At 67.7% G+C, this 16,417-nt stretch carries 17 protein-coding genes; 14 read left to right on the forward strand and 3 right to left on the reverse strand.

The features are described 5' to 3' along the window. The first annotated feature begins 29 nt into the window (after positions 1-29). Genes TSB10P1A_RS03755 through TSB10P1A_RS03775 form a run of 5 tightly spaced genes read left to right on the forward strand, consistent with a single transcriptional unit; the run spans position 30 to position 3,917 of the window. Complete coding sequence (locus tag TSB10P1A_RS03755) at positions 30-944, forward strand: branched-chain amino acid ABC transporter permease (RefSeq protein ID WP_244292962.1); 915 nt, start codon at positions 30-32, stop codon at positions 942-944. Further along, positions 937-1,947, forward strand: coding sequence for a branched-chain amino acid ABC transporter permease (locus TSB10P1A_RS03760; RefSeq protein WP_244292964.1), 1,011 nt, complete (start codon positions 937-939; stop codon positions 1,945-1,947). Before TSB10P1A_RS03755 ends, TSB10P1A_RS03760 begins: the two co-directional genes overlap by 8 nt. Beyond that, complete coding sequence (locus TSB10P1A_RS03765; protein ID WP_186386561.1) at positions 1,944-2,699, forward strand: ABC transporter ATP-binding protein; 756 nt, start codon at positions 1,944-1,946, stop codon at positions 2,697-2,699. Before TSB10P1A_RS03760 ends, TSB10P1A_RS03765 begins: the two co-directional genes overlap by 4 nt. Then, complete coding sequence (locus TSB10P1A_RS03770; RefSeq protein ID WP_186386562.1) at positions 2,696-3,406, forward strand: ABC transporter ATP-binding protein; 711 nt, start codon at positions 2,696-2,698, stop codon at positions 3,404-3,406. Before TSB10P1A_RS03765 ends, TSB10P1A_RS03770 begins: the two co-directional genes overlap by 4 nt. Before the next feature lie 40 nt (positions 3,407-3,446). Further along, positions 3,447-3,917, forward strand: a complete 471-nt coding sequence (locus TSB10P1A_RS03775; RefSeq protein ID WP_186386563.1) for an L-2-amino-thiazoline-4-carboxylic acid hydrolase — start codon at positions 3,447-3,449, stop codon at positions 3,915-3,917. Between the two features lie 38 nt (positions 3,918-3,955). On the opposite strand, the gene TSB10P1A_RS03780 is transcribed toward TSB10P1A_RS03775, so the two are convergent. The 3 genes from TSB10P1A_RS03780 to TSB10P1A_RS03790 are packed head-to-tail and all read right to left on the reverse strand — an operon-like array spanning position 3,956 to position 6,504. Beyond that, positions 3,956-4,891, reverse strand: a complete 936-nt coding sequence (locus TSB10P1A_RS03780) for a DMT family transporter (protein ID WP_186386564.1) — start codon at positions 4,889-4,891, stop codon at positions 3,956-3,958. 33 nt (positions 4,892-4,924) lie between these two features. Continuing rightward, on the reverse strand, positions 4,925-5,557 hold the full coding sequence (locus TSB10P1A_RS03785; protein WP_186386565.1) for a 2-dehydro-3-deoxy-6-phosphogalactonate aldolase: 633 nt from the start codon (positions 5,555-5,557) through the stop codon (positions 4,925-4,927). Next, positions 5,554-6,504 carry a 2-dehydro-3-deoxygalactonokinase gene (locus TSB10P1A_RS03790; RefSeq protein ID WP_186386566.1) on the reverse strand — a complete coding sequence of 317 codons (951 nt, stop codon included), beginning with the start codon at positions 6,502-6,504 and terminating at the stop codon, positions 5,554-5,556. The genes TSB10P1A_RS03785 and TSB10P1A_RS03790 overlap by 4 nt, the downstream gene beginning before the upstream one ends. Positions 6,505-6,617: 113 nt before the next feature. On the opposite strand from TSB10P1A_RS03790, the gene TSB10P1A_RS03795 reads away from it, so the two are divergent. The 9 genes from TSB10P1A_RS03795 (at position 6,618) to TSB10P1A_RS03835 (ending at position 16,416) form a co-directional block, all read left to right on the forward strand. Further along, a complete protein-coding gene (locus TSB10P1A_RS03795; RefSeq protein ID WP_186386567.1) occupies positions 6,618-7,541 on the forward strand; it encodes a dihydrodipicolinate synthase family protein in 924 nt (307 codons plus the stop codon). Next, entirely contained in the window at positions 7,538-8,707 is a 1,170-nt protein-coding gene (locus TSB10P1A_RS03800) for a mandelate racemase/muconate lactonizing enzyme family protein (protein WP_186386568.1), read from the forward strand. Before TSB10P1A_RS03795 ends, TSB10P1A_RS03800 begins: the two co-directional genes overlap by 4 nt. A gap of 20 nt (positions 8,708-8,727) precedes the next feature. Next, entirely contained in the window at positions 8,728-10,005 is a 1,278-nt protein-coding gene (locus TSB10P1A_RS03805; RefSeq protein ID WP_186386569.1) for a sugar ABC transporter substrate-binding protein, read from the forward strand. 89 nt (positions 10,006-10,094) lie between these two features. Continuing rightward, positions 10,095-11,003 (forward strand): carbohydrate ABC transporter permease, encoded by a 909-nt coding sequence (locus tag TSB10P1A_RS03810; protein WP_186386570.1) that lies wholly within the window; start codon positions 10,095-10,097, stop codon positions 11,001-11,003. Between the two features lie 13 nt (positions 11,004-11,016). After that, positions 11,017-11,847, forward strand: a complete 831-nt coding sequence (locus TSB10P1A_RS03815) for a carbohydrate ABC transporter permease (protein ID WP_186386571.1) — start codon at positions 11,017-11,019, stop codon at positions 11,845-11,847. 3 nt (positions 11,848-11,850) lie between these two features. After that, on the forward strand, positions 11,851-12,957 hold the full coding sequence (locus tag TSB10P1A_RS03820; RefSeq protein ID WP_186386572.1) for an ABC transporter ATP-binding protein: 1,107 nt from the start codon (positions 11,851-11,853) through the stop codon (positions 12,955-12,957). Continuing rightward, positions 12,957-13,946, forward strand: coding sequence for an NAD(P)-dependent oxidoreductase (locus TSB10P1A_RS03825; protein WP_186386573.1), 990 nt, complete (start codon positions 12,957-12,959; stop codon positions 13,944-13,946). The genes TSB10P1A_RS03820 and TSB10P1A_RS03825 overlap by 1 nt, the downstream gene beginning before the upstream one ends. Next, the gene (locus TSB10P1A_RS03830) at positions 13,922-15,652 is read left to right on the forward strand and encodes an SMP-30/gluconolactonase/LRE family protein (protein ID WP_186386574.1); all 1,731 of its coding nucleotides are present in this window, start codon (positions 13,922-13,924) and stop codon (positions 15,650-15,652) included. The genes TSB10P1A_RS03825 and TSB10P1A_RS03830 overlap by 25 nt, the downstream gene beginning before the upstream one ends. Next, complete coding sequence (locus tag TSB10P1A_RS03835) at positions 15,649-16,416, forward strand: SDR family NAD(P)-dependent oxidoreductase (RefSeq protein ID WP_186386575.1); 768 nt, start codon at positions 15,649-15,651, stop codon at positions 16,414-16,416. Before TSB10P1A_RS03830 ends, TSB10P1A_RS03835 begins: the two co-directional genes overlap by 4 nt. Position 16,417 lies beyond the last annotated feature (1 nt).

A 16,417-nucleotide genomic window follows, 5' to 3' on the forward strand; every position in this document is an offset into this window, starting at 1 on the left:
CCCGTGTTCCCAGGTCAGGACAGGTTCCCGTGATAGATCCCTATTACCTGCAACAATTCACGATCGGCATATCGCTGGGCATGGTCTATGCCCTGATGGCCATCGGCTTCACGCTGATCTTCGGCGTCCTCAACGTCGTCAACTTCGCCCATGGCGAGGTCTACACGATCGGCGCCTTCGCCGGCATCATGGCGATCGCCGCCTTCGGCCCGCCCTTCCTCGTCATCGTCTTCATCGTCCTGGCGGTCGGCGCGCTGTCCGGCTTCAGCCTGGAGCGGGTGGCGTTCCGACCGTTCCGACGGTTCTCGGACGAGGCTTCGCTGAAATCGCGGGCGATGCGCGAGGCGACGCTGATGTCTTCGCTCGCCATGTCGATCATCGCCCGCGAGGCGATGGAGCTGCTGTTCGGCTCCGAGTTCCAGACCATCGACATCAGCTACCTGATCAACAAGCCGATCTCCCTCGGCCCGGTGACCATCGTCAACGGCGACATCATCATCTTCCTGGTCTCGGTGCTGATGCTGGGCGGGTTGCAATGGCTGCTGAAATACAGCGCCATCGGCCTGTCGATCCGGGCGGTGTCGAACAATCCCTTGGGCGCGAAATATGTCGGCATCAACACCGACCGCACCATCGTGCTGACCTTCGTCATCGGCTCGATGATGGGCGCGCTCGCCGGCATTCTCGTCGGCCTCTATTACGGCGCGGTGTTCCCCTCGATGGGCTTCATTCCGGGGGTAAAGGCCTTCGTCGCCATGGTGATGGGCGGGTTGAGCTCGATCCCGGGTGCGGTGATCGCGGCGCTGGTGCTGGGGGTGGCGGAGAGCCTGTCGACGACCTTCATGTCGTCGGTCTGGGCCGACATGGTCGCCTACCTGTTCCTGATCGTCACCCTGGTGTTCTTCCCGCAGGGGCTCTTCGGAGCGAGGAGGGAACGTGTCTAAGGATCTGATCACATCGGCGGTCCTCAAGATCGCCATCCTGGCGGTGCTGTTCGCCGCCCTTCCGGCCCTGCTGGCCTATCTCGGCCAAGGCTATCTCTACCAGGTCGTCATGCTGGCGCTGATCTTCTCGCTGCTGGCGGTGTCGCTGCAACTGGTCACCGGCATCGCCGGCCTGCTGCATCTGGGCCATGCCGCCTTCTACGGCGTCGGCGCCTATATCGCGGCGCTGGCCGGGGCCGATTACGGCATCGGCTTCACCCTCGGCCTGCCGCTGGCGGGCCTCGGCGCGGCGGCGATCGCCTTCGTCGTCGCCCTGCCGACCATGCGGCTCGTCAGCATCTATTTCGCCGTCGCCACGCTCGGCATCGGCCAGATGATCTTCCTCGTGCTGCAGAACTGGGTCGAGGTCACCAAGGGCCCGAACGGGGTGATGCTGTTCACCGGCATCGACCTGTTCGGCTACACGGTCGACAGCGAGCTCGGCACCTATTTCGTGGTGGCGACGATCGTCTGCGCCTCGATCTGGGTCATCCACCGGCTGAGCCATTCCTACTACGGCAATGCGCTGCGCAGCCTGCGCGAGGACGACCAGTGCGCGGATGCGATGGGCATCGACACGGTGCGGCTGAAGATCGAGGCCTTCATGATCTCGTCCTTCTTCGCCGGGATCGCCGGGGCCTTGTGGGCCTATACCACCGGCTACATCTCGCCGATGGACTTCGATTTCTCGGAATCGATCCTGATCCTCGCCATGGTCGTGGTCGGCGGGCTGGGCAGCATTCCCGGCGCCGTCATCGGCGCCCTGCTCCTGATCCTGCTGCCCGAGGCGCTGCGCGGCGTCGGCGACATCCGCAACATCATCGTCGGCTTCGTGCTGTTCTTCTCGATCCTGTTCCTGCCCAAGGGACTGTTCGGCGAGGTGCCGGCGCTGAACTTCATCCGCCGGCAGTTCGGCTCCGCCTGGCAGGACAATCCCGACAAGCAGAAGGTGGGCTGGAAATGAGCGCCATGCTTGAGGTGGACAATGTGTCCCGGCGCTTCGGCGGCCTGATGGCGGTCGACAGCGTCACCACCACGGTCGGGGAAGGGGAACTCGTCGGGCTGATCGGCCCGAACGGCGCCGGCAAGACGACGCTGTTCAACCTGATCTCCGGCTTCACCCCGGTCTCCTCCGGCGAGATCCGCTATCGCGGCGAGACGATCAGCGGCCTCAAGCCGTCGGTGATCGCCTCGAAAGGGGTCTCGCGCACGTTCCAGAACCTGCGCGTCTTCCCCAACATGACCGTGTTCGACAATGTCTCGGTCGGCGCGGTCGGGGCCATCGGCCAGAGCCCGTGGCAGGCGATCACCGGCGGCTCGAAGCGGGCGCAGCAGATCTCCGAGCGAAGCTGGGAGGCGCTGGAGAAGGTCCGGCTGACCCAATACGCCAACGATCTTGCGGCCAACCTTGCCTATGGCAAGCGCAAGTATCTGGAGATCGCCCGCGCGCTGGCGATGAACCCGGACCTGCTGATCCTTGACGAACCGGCGGCGGGACTGAACGATTCCGAGACGGCGGAGCTTGCCGCCTTCATCAAGGAACTGCATTCAAGCGGGATCACCGTCATGCTCGTCGAGCACGACATGGGTCTCGTGATGAGCATCTGCGAGCGGATCGTCGTGCTGGCGTCGGGCCGCAAGATCGCCGATGCGGAACCGGCGGTCGTCCGGCAGAACCGCGAGGTCCTGGAAGCCTATCTGGGGGTGGACGAGTGAACGTTCTCGAAATCGCAAACCTGTCCCTGCGGATCGGCGTCCAGGACATCCTGCACGACATCAGCCTGGACCTGCCCGAAAAGGGCATCTACGCCATTCTCGGCGCCAATGGTGTCGGCAAGACCAGCCTGATGCGCTGCATCTCCGGCATCTACCACCCGACCGGCGGCGAGATCCGCTACGAGGGCAAGAACATCGTCGGCCTGAAGAGCCACCAGATCGTCGATCTCGGCATTCTGCAGGCCCCCGAGGGGCGGCAGATCTTCTCCAACATGAGCGTGCTGGAGAACCTGACCATCGGCGGCGGGCCGCTGAAGACCGCAGAACTCGACCGGGTGCTCGGGCTGTTCCCCAAGCTCAAGGAACGGCTCAAGCAGGGCGCCGGCTCCCTGTCCGGCGGCGAGCAGCAGATGCTGTGCATCGGCCGCGCCCTGATGCGCCGGCCCAAGGTGCTGCTGCTCGACGAGCCTTCGCTCGGCCTTGCGCCGATGCTGGTGCGCTTCATCTTCGACCTGGTCGAGGAGATCCGGGCGCAGGGCTACTCGATCCTGATCGTCGAGCAGAACGCCAAGGCGGCGCTGCGCATCGCCGACCGGGCCGCGGTGATCGAGGGCGGCAAGATCGTAATGGAAGGCGCGGCCAAGGATCTCGCCAATGACAGCCGCGTCGCCGATGCCTATCTGGGAGGGCATGTCGCGGCGCATTGAGCTGCGACAACGGGCACGACATACGAAAGAGGGAACGACGATGACGCTGCCGATGATCGAGAAACGCCGCATCGAGGCCGCGGTGCTCAAGCATGTCTTCGACGTGCTGGTGGAGCGGCACGGGCGCGAGGAGGCGGAAAAGGTGATCGGCGAGGCCGTCTCCAACTCCGCCATCGCGCAAGGCAAGGAGTTCCGGGAGAAGGAGCCGAGCGAGCCTGACCTTGAGAACTTCGCCGACCTGCTGCCGCTGTGGCAGATGGACGACGCGCTGCAGATCGAGGTGCTGGAGAAGGGGCCGGACCGGCTCGACTTCAACGTCAAGCGCTGCCGCTACTCAGAGGTCTACAAGGAGATGGGGCTCGGCGATATCGGCCACCTGCTGTCTTGCAACCGCGATGGCGACTTCTGCATCGGCTACAATCCGAGGATGGAGCTGACGCGCACCCAGACGATCATGAAGGGCGCGTCCCATTGCGACTTCCGCTATCGGCTGAAGCCGGCGGCCGAATAGGCTCCTCGCTTTCCCGTTTCAAAATGACGGCGCGGTCCTCACGGTCCGCGCCGTTTTCTTTCGGTGAAGACGAGGCCGATGCCGCAGGCGGCGATCAGCGCGGCGCCGACCAGCGTCAGCGGGCGCGGCGCGAGGTCGAACAGCACGAGATCGAAGAGGGCGGCCCAGATCACCGCCGAGTAGCGGGTGGCGGCGACCATGGTCGAATGGCGCGCCCGCGTCGCCGAGGCGATCAGCAGGTTGCTGAGGATATAGAAGACGATCATCGCCGCGATGATGCCCGTCTCGCCCGCGACCAGCGGCCGCCAGTCACCGACGACACCCATGGCGAATGCCAGCATCAGCGTCGCGATGCTGGCCGTGAAGGAGAGTTCAAGGCTCGGCACGCTCGAGGCGCGCCGGCTGGTCAGCAGGTCGCGGGCGACATAGAAGCCGGCCGAGAAGATGGCCGAGAGGGCGCCCTCCATGCTCCCCGCAAGCGCCGGGCCGGTGGCGATCAGCGCACCGGAAAACGCCAGCAGCAGCAGGATGCGCCCGCGCGGCGACAGGGGCTCGCCAGCCAGCAGCCAGTTCATCGCCATCACGCCAAGGGGGATCGTCATCATCACCGTGGCGACGAAGCTGAGCGGGGCGAGGGTGAGCGCGTGCATCAACCCGGCGGTGGCGATGGCCTCCAGCGCGGCGCGCGCCAGCACCACGCGCGGCGGCCAGCGCAGGCCGCGCCGGATCATCAGCGGCAGCAGCAGGAAGATCGTGCCGACCGCCCGCAGCAGGATCAACTGGCTGGTCGGCATCACCGCCAGCAGCTTGACGCAGGCATTGTTGATGGTGCCGGCCCCCGTCGCCAGCAGGCCCTCGATCAGCGGCCGCCGGTCGCCGGGGGCGGGCGACGGGCCGTGATCGGGTGCGGGCTGGCCGGATGTGGGGTGCCCGGATGTGGGGTGATCGCGCAATCGGCCGGCATCTGACGGCATGGCGGTGGGGCTCCCGAAGGGAGGAAGAGGGAATCAGGTGCCGGGGAAGGCCTTGCGGGCGGCAGCAACGAGGCTGAGTGCCTTGTCCGCAAGCTGGTCGAGGGGGATGCCGGGCCGGTAGAGCGAGGAGCCGAGGCCGAAGCCGCTGGCGCCGGCCTCGCACCAGGGCGCCATCGTCGTGGTGTCGATGCCGCCGACGGGAAGCAGCAGCGCGTCCTTCGGCATGACGCTGCGCCAGGCCTTCAGCGCGCGCGGCGCCATCGCCTCGGCCGGGAAGATCTTCAGCGCGTCCGCCCCCTGACGCAGCGCGGCGAAGGCCTCCGACGGGGTGGCGACGCCCGGCAGCGTCACCAGTCCGCGCGCCTGCGCTTCCGCGACCACGTCGGGAGCATAGTTCGGCGCAACCATCAACCGGCCGCCGACATCGGCGAGCCGGCGGCACTGGTCGGGCTCGAGCACCGTGCCGGCACCGATCAGGGTGCGCTCGCCGTGGGACGTCGCCAGCCTGCCGATGCTGGCGAAGGGATCGGGCGAGTTGAGCGGCACCTCGATGATGCGGAAGCCGGCCTCGAACAGGACGTCGGCGACATCGGTGATTTCCGCAGGGGTGACGCCGCGCAGGATGGCAACGAGCGGGCAGGCGGCAAGCGCTTCGCGCAAGGTCATGTCAGGTCTCCCTTGGCCGCGGCGAGGATCTGCCGGGCACCGTCGATCGCGGCATGGTCGCTGCCGTCCATGACATCCAGGCCGAAATGGCGGGCGACGATGGCATAGCGGCGGTTGAGCCCGTCATTGCCGACGATGCCGATGCGCTCGCCCCTGGCGAAGAAGCCGCAATTGCGGGCCTGGCGGAACTCCTGCGCGATCAGCAGCCCGGAGACGTAGTCGCGAATGTCGCCTGGGGCAAGCTTGCCGGCGAGCATGCCGGTGCGCGCGGCAAAGACCAGCGAGAGCATGGCATCGCCCTCCGCGCCCTCCGGCGCGCCGTCGACGATGCCGCGCTCGAAGGCGCCCATATCCTCGCCCGCGCTTTCCGAGCCGGCAGCGGCGCGGGCAATGAACGAATGCTGCGTCAACAGGGCGAAAAACTCGCCGGTGACGAAGGTGCGAAAGCCCGAGATCCGCCCGCCGGCAACGCGCGCCCATTTGCTGTGGGTGCCGGGCAGGACGAGCGTTGCGTCCCTGTCGAGGCCGAAGCCGACGATCTGGGTCTCCTCGCCGCGCATCACATCGGGGAAGGGCGCGCGGGCCGGATCGGTGATGCCGGGAAGCAGGATGGCACGCGAGCCGTTGGCGAGAGTGCGGGTGATCGTGCCTTTCGCGAGGTCTTCGACCGCGCAGGGGCAGGGGACATAGGGCACCTCGATCCAGCCGTTGCGGCTGGTGACCATGCCGACCAGCACGATGTCGAGCGCCCCTTCCGCCGAAAGCCACGGCGCGAGCAGGGTAAGCAGCCGGGTTTCGAATGAGCCCTTTTCCACAAACTGGATGCCGTCGCCCGTCTCGATGCGGTCGCGCTGCGTGCCGTCGGCGGCGAGCAGCACCGCGCGGAAGGAGGTGGTGCCCCAGTCGACCACGACATGCGGCGCGTTAAGGGCGGAGAGGGAGGGCATGAATCGGTCCTTTCGGGGGCGGCGATGGGTCGAGCATTGATGCTTGTCTTAGCCGCAGAAACAAGATAGTGTCAATTTATGAAACATAGTCTCACATATTGGACATAGACGACATGACTGACCTCGCCGGCATCCTTCCGGTTCTCCCGACGCCCTTCACGCAAGACGGAAAGGTCGATCTCCCGGCGATGCGCCGGCTGGTGCGCTTCGCGCTCGATTGCGGCGTCGACGGCGTCGTCTTCCCCGGCTTCGCCAGCGAGGTGGAGCAGTTGGAGGCGGGCGAGCGGGCCGAACTGCTGGCCTTGGTGGCGCAGGAGGTCGGCGGCAAGGTGCCGGTGGTGGCCGGCGCCAGTGCACCGACCGCCGCGGACGTGATCGCCCATGGCCGCGTCGCGGCCGCCGTCGGCGTCACCTGGCTGATGATCCAGCCGCCGGTCTCCATCGGCCGCGAGGCCGGCGCGGTGACGGCGTTCTTCAGCGAGGTGGCGGCCGGCCTGCCGGAGGCGCGTATCGTGCTGCAGAACGCGCCGGCGCCGCGCGGCTCCGACATCGCGCCGCAGACCCTGGTCGAGGTGGCGCGCGCCGTGCCGCAGATCGTCTATGTCAAGGAAGAGACCCTGCCGGCGGGGCCGGCGATCAGTCATCTGCTGGCGCATCGGCCGCAGACGCTGGCCGGCGTGATCGGCGGCGGCGGGGCGCGCTATATACTCGACGAATATGCGCGCGGCGCCTGCGCGGCAATGCCGGCGATCGAGATCGCCGACGAGCATGTTGCGCTCGACCGGGCCTGGCGGGCCGGGCGCATCGCCGAGGCGCGGGAGATCTATGTGCGGACCCTGCCGCTGCTGACGCTGCAGGCGGTCTATCGTATGCGCCTGACCAAGCATGTGATGGTCCGCCGCGGCGTGCTGGACAACACCGTGGTGCGTGCGCCGACGCCGGAGCTCGACGGGCCGGCCTGCGCCGACATCGATGCCAATCTTGCCGCGCTCGGCATCGGCGTGCCGCAGGCGGCTGTCGCCGGGGGCGCCCGATGAGCGATAGCGTCCGCAGCATCGAGGTCTTCACGCTGACGCAGACGCGGGACACGCCCTATCTCGGCTCGGCCCGCAAGGGCGAGGAGCCGAACGCGCGCGGCTATCTGGTGCGCAAGGGCAACCGCACCGTCTATCCGACCTTCGACCGCAGCGTGCTGCTGCGCATCGAGACCCGCGACGGCGTTGTCGGCTGGGGCGAGACCTATGGCCTCGTCGCGCCCGGCGCCGTTGCCGAGATCGTCAAGGACCTGCTGGCCGACTTCACCAAGGGCCGCGATCCGACAGGCCCCTCGGCGATCTACGACGACCTCTACGACCTGATGCGGGTGCGCGGCTATACGGGGGGCTTCTATGTCGACGCGCTCGCCGCCATCGACATCGCCCTGTGGGACATTGCCGGGCAGATCGCCGGCAAGCCGGTGGCGGAGCTGCTGGGCGGCGACCGCTCGAAGACCATCCCCGCCTATGTCTCGGGCCTGCCCGAGGCGACGCGCGAGGCCCGCGCCGAACTCGCCTTGTCCTGGCAGGCGCGCGGGTTCGAGGCGTTCAAGTTTGCAACGCCGGTCGCCGACGACGGGCCGGCGGCGGAGATGGCAACCTTGCGCGCGGCGCTCGGCCCCAATGCGCGGATCGCCGCCGACATGCACTGGAACCAGACGGCCGACGAGGCGCTGGCCCTGATCGAGGCGATGAAGCCGCACGGGCTGTGGTTCGCCGAGGCGCCGGTCTACACCGAGGACATTGCCGGTCTGGAGCGGGTCACGAAGGGCACGGACGTAGCCATCGCCGTCGGCGAGGAATGGCGCACGGTCTGGGACATGCGCCACCGGGTGGAGCGCTGCCGCATCGCCATCGTCCAGCCGGAGATGGGGCACAAGGGCATCACCAACTTCACCCGCATCGGCGCGCTGGCGGCGGAGCGGGGGATCGAGGTGATCCCGCATGCGACCATCGGCGCCGGCATCTTCCTGGCCGCCAGCCTGCAGGCGAGCGCCTCGCTGCCGACGCTGACCGGCCACGAGTTCCAGCATTCGATCTTCGAACCCAATCGGCGCCTCCTTGCAGGTGACATGGACTGCGCGGGGGGCGTCTACCGCCTCCCGACCGGTCCGGGTCTTGGGGTGCGTCCGTCGGAGGAAGCGCTGCGGCTGATGCAGCGGATATAAAACCAAGTGGAGGAAACGCGATGACCACGACTTTCGGGCGGTTCGTCAGGACCGCAACTGCCGCTGCCCTGCTCTCGGCGACGATGCTGTCGCCGGCGCTGGCCGATACGACGCTGAAATTCGTCTCCTGGCAGGTGGACGATGCCGGCACCGGCGACTGGTGGAAGGCCGCCATCGCCGCCTTCGAGGAGGCCAATCCGGGCGTCAAGGTGGAGTTCACCAAGGTCGAGCGGGCGGCCTATGCCGACACGATGACGACGCTGTTCGCCGGCGGCCAGCCGCCGCATATCGTCCATCTCGCCTCGTTCGAGTTCCAGTCCTTTGCCGAGAACGGCTGGATGGAGAATCTCGGCCCCTGGCTCGACAAGGACGGCATCGACATGACCGGCTGGGCCGGCCAGGGCAAGTGCATGTGGAACGGCGAGACCGCCTGCATCATGATGAACTACTTCGGCTTCATCATGGCCTACAACAAGGCGCTCCTGGAGCAGGAGGGCCTGTCGGTTCCCACCACCTATGCCGAGTTCCTCGAGGTCGCCCGCAAGACCACCAAGGACTTCAACGGCGACGGCATCACCGACCAGTACGGCACCGGCCACGAGACCAAGGGCGGCGCCGGCCAGTACCTGACCGAGATGCTGAGCTATATTCTCGATGCCGGCGCCTACTGGACCGACGCGGACGGCAACGTCACCATCGACACGCCGCAGATGGTCGAGGGCCTGACCCGCTGGAAGACCATCGTCAAGGAAGGCCTCACCCCCATCGATCTGTCCGCCGGCGACATCCGCAAGCTCTTTGCCGACGGCAAGATCGCCCTGCGCCTCGACGGGCCGTGGCTCTACGGCATCATGCAGAACGGCGCCGCCGCCGCCGACACGGTCGTCGCCGAGCCGGCCTTCACCCCGCCGGTCGGCGGCTCGTCCAACGTGCTCGGCATGGCGAGCGAGATCCCGGACGGGGAAAAGGCGCTGGTCTGGGACTTCATCAAGCTGGTGATGTCGCCGGAATGGCAGCGCAAATACGCCACCATCGGCAAGAACACCCCGCCGAGCCCGGTCGCCGACGTCTCCGGCGTCGAGCAGGACGTGCCGCACTTCCCCTTGCTCATCAAGACGATGATGGCGGCCTCCGATGCCGGCGTCGACCGCATCCCGACCGGCCTTGAGATCCAGTACAACGAGTTCGGCAAGATGGTGCAGGAAGAGGTCCAGCGCATGCTGATCCAGGATCTCGACCCGGCCGAGGTGGTCAAGGTCATGCAGGAGCGGGCCGAGGCCATCAAGAACGGCGGCTGACCGTCTCTCCGCGGCCGGCTCCCGCCGATGGGAGCCGGCTTGTCCCTTCGATCCTGCGCCGCGGCGCTGTGCCCGCGGCAGGAGGTTGCATGTCCCGAGTCCGGCTCTTCGATCTGGCCAGGCCGAGCCGTCAGCATCTCATGGGCTATATTCTGCTCGCCCCCGCGGTGCTCTTGGTCGGCCTGATCATCGTCTATCCCCTGATCATCTCGATCGACCTGTCGCTGCAGGCGGTCAAGCTGCCGCGCATCGGCGCCCCGCGCGCGCCCTTCACCACGGCCAATTACGAGCGGCTGTTTGCCTCCAGCGAGTTCTGGATGGCCTGCTGGGTGACGCTGAAGCTCGTCGTCGTGGTCACCGCCGGCAGCCTGATCACCGGTGTCTCGACCGCGCTGCTGGTCAACAACCGCTTCCGCGGGCGCACGCTCGCGCGCCTTGCCATGGCGCTGCCCTGGGCGGTGCCGGAGGTGATCGCGGTGGTGATCTTCGCCTGGATCTTCGACAGTTCCTTCGGTTTGATGAGCTGGCTGCTGGTCAAGCTCGGCCTCTCCAACGGCATGGTCGCCTGGGTGTCGACGCCGGGCGCCGCCTTCTGGGCGGTGGCGATCACCATGATCTGGAAGGGCTTTCCCTTCGTCTCGATCATGACGCTGGCCGGCCTGCAGTCGATCCCGACGGATTTCTACAATGCCGCCAAGGTCGACGGCGCCAACGTCTTCCAGCGCTTCCGCTGGATCACGCTGCCGCTCCTGATGCCGGTGCTCGGCGTCACCCTGGTTCTGGTCATCCTGTGGGTGTTCCGCGACTTCTCGATCATCAAGGTGCTGACCGAGGGCGGGCCGCTGAAGTCGACCCAGACCCTGTCGATCATGACCTACGACCAGGCCTTCGGCTTCTTCAACTTCGGCTATGCCTCGGCGGTGGGCGTCGTCACGCTGGTCATCTGCGTCGTCGCGAGCCTGCTGATGCTCGGCCGCCAGACCCGCGCCATGTATTGAGGAAGGGGACGACATGAACCGCACACCTCTGCAAAGCCTGGCGCTTTACGGCACCGTCATCCTGCTCGCCGCGCTGATCCTGTTTCCGGTCTACTGGCTGCTGGTGACGGCGATTTCCACCTCGGCGGAGCTGTCGCAACTGCCGCCCAGCTTCTGGCCGGACGATGCCCAGTGGAGCACCTTCGCCAAGGTCTGGGAGGAGCGGCCGATCCCGCTCTGGCTGCTCAACTCGATGCTGGCGGCGATCGGCTCGGTCGCCCTGTCGATGGTGGTCTCGGTGCTGGCGGGCTATGCCCTGTCGCGCTTCTCGATCCGCGGCGGCCATTCGCTCGGCCTGTTCATCCTGACGGCGAAGATGCTGCCGGCGACGCTGCTGGTGATCCCGCTGTTCTCGATCTTCCGCAACTTCGGGATGATCGGCAGCCTGTGGACGCTGGTGCTCGCCCATTCGACGCTGATCATTCCCTTCACCACCTGGATGCTGAAGGGCTATTTCGACACGATCCCGCGCGAGCTGGAACAGGCGGCGATGGTCGACGGCTGCTCGCCGATGGGGGCGATGGTGCGGGTCGTGCTCCCCGTTGCCACCCCCGGACTGGCGGCGACCTCGCTCTATGCCTTCGTGCTGAGCTGGGCCGACTACGCCTATGCGCGGACCTTCCTCGTCAACGCGCCCGGCAGTTGGACCGCCAATCTCGGTATCACGACGATGCGCGGCGAATACACCACCGACTGGAACGAGATTTCGGCCGCGGCCGTCTTCGTCGCCGTTCCGATCATCGTCATCTACCTGTTCCTTGAGCGCTACCTGGTCGGCGGACTGACGGCGGGCGCGGAGAAGTAATCCATGGCCAATATCTCCATTCGAAACGTCCACAAGAGCTACGGCGCGCACGAGGTGCTGAAGCCGTTCTCGCTCGAGATCGCGGACGGCGAGTTCATCGTGCTGGTCGGCCCGTCCGGCTGCGGCAAGTCGACGATGCTGAAGATCCTCGCGGGCCTCGAGCCGGCGAGTGGCGGCGCCATCCATCTCGGCGAGCGGGAGGTCACCGACCTTGCCCCCGGCGACCGCGACATCGCCATGGTGTTCCAGAACTACGCGCTCTATCCGCATCTGACCGTGCGCGAGAACATCGGCTTCGGGCTGAAGATGCGCGGCACACCCAAGGCCGAGATCGAGCGCCGGGTGCTGGAGGCCGCGCGCATCCTGGAGGTGGAGAAATATCTCGACCGCCGGCCGAAGGACCTGTCCGGCGGCCAGCGCCAGCGTGTCGCGCTGGGCCGGGCCATCGTGCGCCAGCCGCTCGCCTTCCTGATGGACGAGCCGTTGTCCAATCTCGACGCCAAGCTGCGCGTCCACATGCGCGCCGAGATCGGTGCCCTGCACCAGCGCCTCGGCGTCACCACGGTCTATGTCACCCACGACCAGATCGAGGCGATGACCATGGCCGACCGGGTGGTGATCATGCGCGACGGCGTGATCCAGCAGATCGCCGATCCCGATACGCTGTTCCAGCGGCCCGACAATCTCTTCGTCGCCGGCTTCATCGGCTCGCCGGGCATGAACTTCCTCTCCGCCGATGTGGAGCGGTCGGCCGGCGGTGCCTCCATCACCCTGTTCGGCAATCGGATCGCCGTCGACGAGGCGCGCCTTAGCGGCGCCTCGACCGTCATCGCCGGCATCCGGCCGGAGCATTTCCGCCTCGGCGAGGGGCTTGCGACCTTCGCCATCCGTCCGAGCCTCGTCGAAAGCCTCGGCTCGGAGAAATACGTCTATTTCGACGGAGGCGAGCACATGGTCGCGGCCGGCGAGAGCGAGGACGACAAATCGAAGGGCCTGATCGCCCGGCTCGCCCATTCCGGCCCGATGGCGGAAGGCGAGGGCCTCGTCCTGTCCTTCGATCCGGCCGAACTGCATCTCTTCGATGCGGTGAGCGAAAAGGCGCTGCGCTGATGCTGATTCTCGTCACGGGAAGCTCCGGCCGCGTCGGCCGGGCAACGGTCGCGGCCCTGCGCGCCGCCGGGCACGAGGTGCGCGGCTTCGACCTGCGTGCCTCCAATCCGAACCAATCAGGCTCCGATCTCGACGAGGTGGTCGGCAGCTTCGAGGATGCCGAGGCCTGTGCCCGCGCGGTCGCTGGCACGGATGCGGTGCTGCATCTGGGCGCCTTCATGTCCTGGGTGCCGGCCGAGCGCACGGCGATGTTCCGCGCCAATGTCGAGGGAACGCGGGTGCTGCTCGACGCGGCGGCCGACGCCGGCGTGCGCCGCTTCGTCTTCGCCAGCTCCGGCGAGGTCTATCCGGAGAACACGCCGCTGGTCCTCCCCGTCACCGAGGAGCATCCGCTGCGGGCGAACAGCCCCTATGGCCTGACCAAGCTGCTCGGCGAGGACCTCGTCTCCTTCCACCAGCGCATCGGCAGTTTCGAGACGGTGATCCTGCGCTTTTCCCATACGCAGGATGCGAGCGAGTTGCTCGACCCGGACAGTTTCTTCTCCGGCCCGCGCTTCTTCCTGCAACCGCGCATCCGCCAGCAGGAGCGCATGGGCAACACCGCGGTGGCCGAACTGCTGCGCGCGGCCGATCCCGGCCGGCCCGCCCATGTGCTCGCCCGCAATGCCGCCGGCAAACCGTTCCGGATGCACATCACCGACACCAGGGATATGGTGACGGGCGTGCTGCTGGCGCTGGAATCGGACCGGGCGGCCGGGGGGATCTTCAATCTGGGGGCGAGCGAGCCCGTCGATTTTGGGCGGCTGCTGCCGGCGATGGCCGAAATCACGGGATTGCCGGTCGTCACCGTTGACCTGCCCGGCGCCGGCGTCGATTACCAGACCTCGAACGCAAGGATACGCGAGACGCTGGGGTTCGAGCCGGAATGGACGATCGATCGGATGTTGCAGGAGGCGGCGCGGACATGGCGGACGCGAGCACAGGCCTGAGCCCGTCCCGCAAGGACGTTCCCTCCGGCACGGCGGCGCTCGCCAAGGGCCTGACGCTGCTCGACATGGTGGCCGATGCGGAAACGCCGCTGCGCTTCGCCGACCTGCTGCGCCAGTCCGGCCTGCCCAAGCCCACCTTCGCGCGCATTCTGCGCACGCTGATCGCCTTCGGCCTGGTGCGTCAGAACGAGGAACGCGGCACCTATGTCATCGGCCCGCGCTTCCTGGAACTGTCGCACCGGGTGTGGGACACGTTCGATCTGCCGACCGCGGCCGCGCCCGAGCTGGAGCGCCTGTCGGCCGAGCTCGGCGAGACGGTGGCGCTGTGCCGGCTCGACGGCGATCAGGTGCAGTATCTCGACGAGCGCTCGGGCGACGGGCTCGGCGTCCGGGTCGACACCGGCCGCCGCGTGCCGCTGCATTGCACCGCCGCCGGCAAGGTGCTGGTCGCCTTCCAGGAGCCGGGGTTCGCCCGCGCGCTGCTGGAGCGGCTCAGCCTCGACCGCTACACGCCGCGCACCATCACCACGCTGGAGGCCTTGCAGGCCGACCTGACGCTGACCCGCGCGCGCGGCTATTCCGTGTCCTACGAGGAGCACCTCAACGGCGTCAACTCCGTCGCCGTCGCCATCGCCGGCAAGGACGGCACGCCCATCGGCGCGCTGGTCGCGCTGGGTCCCTCGTCCCGGCTCGACACGTCGCATATCCACCCGGTCGGGCGCGAGCTGATCGCCGCCGCCCGCAGGATCACCGGCGCGGCCGGTGCCATCGCCATCAGTTCCCGCCCGCGCCCGCGCACCAGCCAGTCGCAGACGCCGGCCGACCTTACCTGCGTCCTGCCCTGGGGCGCGCAGCTCGGCGAGGCGCCGGTCTGGGACCCGGCCACGCGCAGCCTCTATTGGGTCGATATCCTGCACCCGGCGGTCTACCGCTTCGATCCGTTGAGCGGCCTCAACGAGACCTGCGAGACCGGCAAGCTGGTGAGCTCGGTGATGCCCTGCGCCGACGGTTCGCTGGCGGTGGCAACGCAGGACGGCATCGAGTTCCTGGATTTTGCCTCCGGCGCCTTGCTGCCGCTGGTCGACCCGGAAGCCGGCATCCCCGAGAACCGGCTGAACGACGCCAAGGTCGGCCCCGGCGGGGCGATCTGGGTCGGCTCCATGCGGCTCGACGCCAGCAAGCCAAGCGGCGCGCTCTATCGGGTCGCCGCCGACGGCACGGTGACGCGCAAGGAAAGCGGCATCTCGGTCAGCAACGGCATGGCCTGGAGCCCGGACAACCGGATCTTCTACTTCGTCGATACGGTGCCGGGCCTGATCTACGCCTATGATTTCGAGCCCGGCAAGGGGACGCTCGGCAACCGCCGGGTGCTTGCCCGCATCCCGGAAAGCGAGGGCCGCCCGGACGGCATCGCCGTCGACAGCGAGGGCGGCGTGTGGTGCGCGATCTGGGACGGCTGGCGGGTCAACCGCTACCTGCCCGACGGCCGGCACGAGCGCAGCATCGAGCTTCCCGTTCCGCGCCCGACCAGCGTCGCCTTCGGCGGCGAGGGGCTGGCGACGCTCTACATCACCAGCGCCCGCACCCGCCTGCCGGCCTCGACCCTGTCCGAGGCGCCGCTGTCCGGCGGCCTCTTCGCCTGTACGCCCGGCCTTGCCGGCGTGCCGATCACCCTGTTCGACCGCAAGGGTCAGAGCGCTGCATGAACACGCTCGAGACGATTTTCGGCCTTCACGGCCGCGTCGCGCTGGTCACCGGCTCGAGCCGGGGCATTGGCGCGGCCATCGCCATTGGGCTTTCAGGCGCCGGCGCCACGGTGGTGGTGCACGGCCAGAGCATTGATGCGACCGCGACGACCGTCGCGGCCATCGAGGCGGGCGGCGGCACGGCGCTCGCCCTTGCCGCCGACCTTGCCGAGCGCGGCGCCGGGCGCCGTCTGGTGGAGGAGGCGGAGGCCCGGCTCGGGCATCTCGACATCCTCGTCGTCAATGCCTCGGCGCAGGTCAATGCGGAGCTTGCCGATCTCACCGAGGCGGATTTCGACCTGCAGGTGGCGGTCAACCTGCGCTCCACCGTGGAAATGCTGCAGGCCGGCCTGCCGCGCATGGCGGCGCGCGGCTGGGGCCGGGTCGTCAGCATCGGCTCGATCAACCAGCTCCGGCCCAAGGCCATCGTCACCGCCTATGCGGCGACCAAGGCCGCCCAGCACAACCTGATCCAGAGCCAGGCGCGCGACTATGCCCGCCATGGCGTGCTGCTCAACACGCTGGCGCCCGGCCTCGTCGATACCGACCGCAATGCGGCGCGCAAGGCCGCCGACCCGCAAGGCTGGGACGACTATGTGCGCAAGCTCAACTGGATGGGCCGGGCCGGGCAGGCCGAGGAGATGGTCGGCGCGGCGATCTTCCTTGCCTCCAACGCCTGCAGCTTCATGACCGGCGAGAGCATCGTCCTGTCCGGCGGCTATTGAG

The organism is Stappia sp. TSB10P1A (assembly GCF_900185725.1).
Lineage (GTDB): Bacteria > Pseudomonadota > Alphaproteobacteria > Rhizobiales > Stappiaceae > Stappia.